This is a genomic window from Actinophytocola xinjiangensis (genome assembly GCF_001921215.1).
GTDB classification, from domain to species: Bacteria; Actinomycetota; Actinomycetes; order Mycobacteriales; family Pseudonocardiaceae; genus Actinophytocola; species Actinophytocola xinjiangensis.
In genome coordinates this window covers 37049-42633 of record NZ_MSIF01000029.1, presented here as the reverse complement: position 1 = coordinate 42633, position 5585 = coordinate 37049, and the positions used below count along the sequence as shown (strand labels likewise).

Below are 5585 nucleotides of genomic sequence, written 5' to 3'. Positions count from 1 at the left end.
GCGACGGGAGAGGTAGGACATGGCGGACGAAGCCGAGCTCGTCGAAGCCCTGAAATGGGTGACGGCGGACCTTCACCAGACGCGGCAGCGGCTCGCGCAGGCCGAGAACGTACGGCACGAGCCGGTCGCGATCATCGGCATGGCCTGCCGGTTCCCGGGCGACGTGCGGTCCCCGGCCGACCTGTGGGGCCTGCTGACCCGTGGTGAGCACGGCATCGGCCCGCTGCCGGCCGACCGGGGCTGGGACCCCACGCTGGACGCCAGGGGCGGGTTCATCGCCGACGCCGCGTCGTTCGACGCCGAGTTCTTCGACGTGGCCCCCGGCGAGGCGCTGTCCATGGACCCCCAGCAGCGGCAGCTGCTCGAGGTGTCCTGGGAGGCGGTCGAACGAGCGGGGATCGACCCGGAGTCGTTGCGGGGCAGCGGGACCGGCGTGTTCGTCGGCACCAACGGACAGGACTACCGGCACGTGCTGCTCGCCGCGCGCCAGTCCGGCACCGAGGAGCTGGCCGAGGATGACGGGTCCGGGGTCGCGGCCAGCGTCATCTCCGGCAGGCTGTCCTACACCTTCGGTCTGGAGGGACCGTCGGTCACCGTCGACACCGCCTGCTCGTCCTCACTGGTGACCCTGCACCTGGCGGCGAAGGCGTTGCGGGACGGCGAATGCGCGCTCGCGCTCGCGGGCGGGGCCACCGTCCTGACCACCTCGACCAGCTTCGTCCACAGCGGAGTTCCAGCGGACGGTCAGTGCAAGGCCTTCGCCGAGGAGGCCGACGGCATCGGCTGGTCCGAGGGCGTCGGGATGCTCGTGCTGGAACGACTGTCCGACGCGCGGCGCAACGGCCACCCGGTGCTCGCCGTCGTGCGCGGCTCCTCGGTGAACTCCGACGGCGCGTCCAACGGGCTGACCGCGCCGAACGGGCCGTCGCAGCAGCGGCTGATCCGCCAGGCGCTCGCGTCGGCCGGACTGTCCACTGCGGACGTCGACGTGGTGGACGCTCACGGCACCGGAACCCAGCTCGGCGATCCGATCGAGGCACAGGCGCTGCTCGCCACCTACGGCCAGAACCGGGCGACGCCACTGCTGGTCGGTTCGGTGAAGTCGAACCTGGGGCACACCCAGGCCGCCGCCGGGGTGGCCGGGATCATCAAGATGGTGCTCGCCCTGCGCCACGGTGTGGTGCCCGCGACCCTGCACGTCGCCAACCCGTCATCCCTTGTGGACTGGACGGGCGGGATCGCGCTTGCCGCGAGCCGACGACCGTGGCCGGGTCTCGACCGGCCCAGACGCGCCGCGGTCTCCGCTTTCGGCATCGGCGGCACGAACGCGCACGTGATCCTCGAACAGGCGCCCAGCCCCGACGACATCGACACCGACACCGACACCGAACCCGTGCGGGCCGAGGTCCTGCCGTTCGTGGTCTCCGGCGCCACCGCCGAGGCGCTCACCGAGCAGATCGCACGGCTGCGCGGCGCCGACCGTGGGCCCGCGTCCGCGCGGGACGTGGCCCACACCCTCGCCCACCGCACGGCGTTGGCCCACCGGGTCGTGTTCGACGGCGACACCGTTCTCGCACGGGGAACCGCCACCCACCGCGAACTCGGCGTGCTGTTGCCGGGAGCGGGTACCCAGCGTCCCGGCATGGGCCGTGAACTGTACGCGCGGTTCCCCGCGTTCGCCTCGGTGTTCGACGAGGTGAGCGCCGAGCTGGACCCGCTGCTGTCCACCGGTCTGCGGGAGGCGATGTGGGGCACCGACCCGGCGCCGCTGGAGACCGAGACCGTGGCCCGGCCCGCCGTGTTCGCCGTCGAGGTCGCGCTCTTCCGGCTCGCCGAGTCCGTTGGCCTGCGTCCGGAGTACGTCGCCGGGCACTCGGTGGCCGCCGCGCACGTCGCCGGGGCGCTCTCGTTGCGCGAGGCCGCGATGCTCGTGGTCGCACAGGGACGCCTCGTCGATCTCCACCTCACCGACGCCGCCGACCCCCTGCTCGCCGGTTTCCGTTCCCTGCTGGACAAACTGACGTTCTCGACCCCGCGCGTGCCACTCGGGATCACCGAGGGCGACCTCGTCTCCGCCGAGTACTGGCTCACCTGGCGTCCGGTCACCGAGGTCCCTGGAGCCACCGCGGTCCTCACCCTCGGGCCGCAGGGGCCGGACGGCGAGGAACGAGCGTTCGTCGCCGCGCTCGCCGGCCTGCACGTTCTCGGGTCCACCGTGGACTGGACGGCGGTACTGGCCGGCATCGGCGGTAGACACACCGACCTGCCCACCTACGCGTTCCAGTCGCGGCGCTGGTGGCCCGCCTTCGGTGCCCCGGACGGGCGCGCGCTTCTCGACGCGACGTTCGTGCTCGCGTCCACCGATGTCACCGTGCTGTCGGGCACGCTGTCGCTGGCCACACACCCGTGGATCGCCGACCACCGCGTCGGCGGCCAGGTGCTGCTGCCTGGCTCCGCCCTGCTGGAGATGGCCGGTCGGGCCGCCGCCGAGGTCGGCCTGGCGACCGTCGAGGACCTCGTGCTCCAGGTGCCGGTCGCGCTCGCCGAAGGCGTCGAGTACGGCGTACAGGTGATCGTCTCCCCACCCGACCCCGACGGCAGGCGGGCGGTCGACATCCACGCGCGTGCCGGGCACGACGGCTGGGTCCACCACGCGACCGGCGTGCTCGCCCCCGCGCCCGTGGCGCCGCCGGCGCTGTCGGTCGCGCAGTGGCCGCCGCCCGGCGCGACGCCCGTGGACGTGAGCGAGTTCTACCACTCGGTGGGCGAGATCGAGGCGGGCATCAACTACGGTCCGGCGTTCCGTGGCCTGCGGGCGGCCTGGGTGCTCGACGGCGCGGTGTACGTCGACGTCGAGCTGCCGGAGGCCGCCGGCGCCACCGAGATGTTCGGCGTGCATCCCGCGCTGCTGGACGCCGTGCTGCACGCGGACGTGTTCGTGGCCGAGCTGGGTGAGGCGCACCTGCCGTTCGAGTGGCGCGGCGTGACCGTGCACGCTCCCGGTGCCCGGGCGCTGCGCGCGCGACTGGCCCCGTTGGGCCAGAACAGTTTCGAGGTGGCCGCGGTGGCGCACGACGGTGAGCCGGTGCTCACCGTGAGCTCGCTCGCGTTACGCGCACGGACACTGTCCGCGCCGTTGCCCCGTACGGCGGCCGACGACCTGTACCGCGTCGACTGGTTGCCCGCCGAGGTCGCCCCGGCGCAGGCGGGTTGGGCGGTCGTCGGCACCGACGTCCCCGACTTCGCCACCCTCGCGGCGGGCCCGGTGCCCGAACTGGTGGCGTACACCCTCGACGGCGGCGCGGACCTGGACGCCATCGCGCGCGTCACCGAGCGGGCCGCCGGACTGGTCGGCACCTGGCTTGGCGACCCCCGGTTCGCCAGCTCCTGTCTGGTGGTGCGCACCGAGGGCGCGGTCGACCCGGTCACCGACCCTGCGGCGGCCGCCGCGTGGGGTGTCGTCCGCGCGGCACAGCGAGACCACCCCGGCCGGTTCCTGTTGCTCGACGGCGTGCTCGACGAGACCGCCATGGCGACCGTGCCCGCGCTGCTGGCCGCGGGGGAGACCGAGGTCGCCGTCCGCGACGGGGTGGCCACCCTTGCCCGGCTCGCGCCGGTCACGACGCTAGCGACTCCCGCCGTCGGGCCGTGGCGGCTGGACACCCGGCAACGGGGCAGCCTCGACGATCTCGCGCTCGTGCCCCACCCGGAGGCTGACGCGCCGCTCGCGCCACACCAGGTCCGCGTCGCCGTCCGCGCCGCCGGAATGAACTTCCGTGACGTGCTCAACGCGTTGGGGCGCTACCCCGGCGAGGCGGGCCCGCTCGGCTCCGAGGCGGCGGGCGTCGTCATCGAGACGGGCCGGGACGTCACCGACCTCGCGGTCGGCGACCGCGTGATGGGCATGCTCCCCGGCGGTTTCGGCCCGGTCGGCGTCACCGACGCGCGCCTGCTGACCAGGACACCGGCGGACTGGGACGACCGGACCGCGGCCTCGGTGCCGCTGGTGTTCCTCACCGCGCACCACGCCCTCGGTGACCTCGCACGGCTCCAGCCGGGTGAGCGCGTGCTCGTGCACGCGGGCGCGGGCGGTGTCGGCATGGCAGCCATCCAACTCGCCCGGCACGCCGGCGCCGAGGTGTTCGCCACCGCCAGTGAGTCCAAATGGGAAACCCTGCGCGAGCTGGGCCTGAGCGACGACCACATCGCGTCCTCCCGCGATCTCGGCTTCTCGGCGAAGTTCGGCCAGGTCGACGTCGTGCTCAACTCGCTGACCGGGTCGTTCATCGACTCGTCACTGGACCTGCTCGACCGGGGCGGGCGGTTCCTGGAGATGGGCAAGACCGACCTGCGCGACCCGGCGTCGCTGCCCGACATCTCCTACCAGGCGTTCGACCTCGGTCAGGTCGACCCGGCCCGAATCCGGCAGATGCTGGAGGAACTGGTGGCGCTGTTCGCCTCCGGCGCGATCGCCACGCTGCCGGTGCGCGCGTGGGACGTGCGCGCGGCACGCGACGCGTTCCGGCACATGAGCAACGCCAAGCACGTCGGCAAGCTCGTGCTGACCGTGCCCCGTCCGGCGCACGGCGCGGTGCTCGTCACCGGTGACCCGCACGGGAGACTGACCGGTCATCTCGACGACCGGGCCGTGCGAACCGACGCCACGAGCCGCGACGAACTGGCCACCCTGATCGACGAGGTGGCCCCGGACGCGATCGTGCACGCCGGTCCGTCGACGACCGTGGCCTGGCATCTGCACGAGCTGACCACCGGGCGGGACCTGTCGGCGTTCGTGCTGCTCTCACCCGACCCGGGCGTGTTCGGCAGCGCGGACGGCGCGGTCCTCGACGCGATCGCCGGCCTGCGGCGTGCCGCCGGTCTGGCCGCGACCGTGCTGGCCGGGCCGTCCGACCCGGCGCGGCTCGACGTCGCGCTCGGCTCGGTCGAGCCGGTCCTGGTGCCGCGCCCCGGCGAGCACGCGGACCTGCCTGTGCTGCGCGACCTCGCGGCGGACGTCGGCGGCTCGGCGGAGGAGCTGGCCGAACGGTTTCTGGCGCTGGACGACGCGGGCAGAGGCAAGCTCGTCAGTGAGGTGGTGCGCGGCGCCGCGGCGGCGGTACTCGGGCGAGGCGGGCCGAGGTCGATCGATCCGCGACGGGAGTTCCGGATGCTCGGGTTCGACTCGCTGACCTCCGGCGAACTGCGCAACCGGCTCACCGCCGCCACCGGCCTGCCGCTGCCGGCGACCCTGGTCTTCGACTACCCGACCCCGGCCGTGCTCACCGAGTACGTCACCGCCGAACTGCTGGCGGCGATCGGCGAGGCGGGGCAGGCGGCTCCGGACGCGGGCGGCGTGGTGCTCGGCGACCTCGCGCGGGTCGAGTCGGTCCTGGCCGCCGGAGAGCTCGACGAGGTCACGAAGGCGGGCGTGAGCGGACGACTGCGGGCGTTGCTGGCGCTGGTGAGCGACTCCGGCGACCAGACCGGGGACGCCGACATGGCCGAGAAGCTGAACACGGCGAGCGCCTCGGACCTGCTCGCCTTCATCGACAACGAACTGGGGCGACGGCCGGGTCAGTGACCTC

The 5585-nt window shown here is 73.7% G+C and carries 1 protein-coding gene; it reads left to right on the top strand.

Going from position 1 to position 5585, the window contains the following annotated elements:
* Positions 1-58 precede the first annotated feature (58 nt).
* On the top strand, positions 59-5581 hold the full coding sequence (locus tag BLA60_RS45060) for a beta-ketoacyl synthase N-terminal-like domain-containing protein (RefSeq protein WP_425427125.1): 5523 nt from the start codon (positions 59-61) through the stop codon (positions 5579-5581).
* The last annotated feature ends 4 nt before the right edge of the window (positions 5582-5585 follow it).